The sequence below is a fragment of the Bacillus cereus group sp. N6 genome, assembly GCF_016483705.1.
GTDB lineage: Bacteria > Bacillota > Bacilli > Bacillales > Bacillaceae_G > Bacillus_A > Bacillus_A wiedmannii.
On record NZ_JAEHBI010000166.1, the window covers coordinates 1 to 1257 of the forward strand.

Sequence of the window (1257 nt, forward strand, 5' to 3'; positions counted from 1 at the left end):
TTACATGGTTGGTTACTTGCTGATGAGGATTCATTACAACTGTTCTATGACTGGACAATCATTCTTGCTAAGAACGGTTGGACAGATATGTATGATGATTATCGCCAATTTGAAAATGATGAATCGAATGCAATGGCTAGAAAGATATATGAACGTGCGGTTATATATGCGAAGAGAGGGGCTTGAACAATGGAATTTTTAACAAGATTAGAAGAAACAGCTGAAAGTAAAACTGTTAAGGAAAAGATGGCTAATATTCAACTGATGAGTGAATTTAATCATTATAGAATGTTGAAAGGTATTGCGTTTGGTGAGGGTATTACATTAAGTATACAAGCAAGCTACGGACATTATTGTGCACCTAGAGAAACAACTGACTTAGATGATTATTCGGCAATGGAATTTGGATTACTTCAGAACGGTGAATTTGTTACGGTGACAAAATTATTACCTGAATTTAAACGATTAAAAGAAATCGAAGATTATGAGAGCACTGTATATGGATTTGTTCCGGTCAATTTAATCGAAGAGTTGTATCAGGAACTAAAGAAATCATACAAATTAGTGGAATAACAATTAAACAAGAGCGTTATTTTCAACTGAAAAGGAGAATCAAAATGATTCGTTTCCATTACACAGATAAAGAAATAGACACAATCCTTAAAACACTAACAATCGTGATTGATACTCGTGAAAATGTAAATGGTCATATTCTTGATTACTTACATCAAAAGGGCATTCCGATTAAAAATCAAAAGTTAGATACAGGTGATTATGGTTGCATGATTCCTAAAAATGAAGAGTTGGGAATACCTCGTGATATTTATTTAGATAGCCGAGTAGAACGGAAAGCACATATGGATGAGATTACAAGTAATTTACAAAAGGATAAGCAAACGGCATTTGAAAATGAATTGATTCGTTCAAAAGATATTCCCTTCACCCTAATTGTGGAGGACCTACATGGATACGAAAAGATGCTAAAAGGGCAGTATATTTCAAAATACAAACCATTAGCATTACTTGGCAGATTAAACACATTTAAAGCAAAATACAACTTTGAAATTGTGTATGTAGATAACAAATTTAGTGGTAACTGGATATATCATCATTTTTATTATCAAGCGAAACATTATTTTAGAACAGGAGCTTTTTAATATGGCATATCCTCGTGAAGAAAAAGAAACAACTCTAGTTTTTGAGACAAGTACAGGACAGTGGATGTTTTACTCTACTGTTCTTAAACACATTTGAAAA

General features: G+C 32.8%; 2 protein-coding genes and 1 pseudogene. All 3 read left to right on the forward strand.

The features are described from left to right. Positions 1–186, forward strand: a pseudogene (locus tag JDS99_RS30655) (hypothetical protein); the annotation flags it as partial. Positions 187–189: 3 nt separating this feature from the next. After that, entirely contained in the window at positions 190–573 is a 384-nt protein-coding gene (locus JDS99_RS30660) for a hypothetical protein (RefSeq protein WP_199696474.1), read from the forward strand. Between the two features lie 44 nt (positions 574–617). Then, positions 618–1157 (forward strand): ERCC4 domain-containing protein, encoded by a 540-nt coding sequence (locus tag JDS99_RS30665; RefSeq protein WP_199696475.1) that lies wholly within the window; start codon positions 618–620, stop codon positions 1155–1157. Positions 1158–1257: the final 100 nt, after the last annotated feature.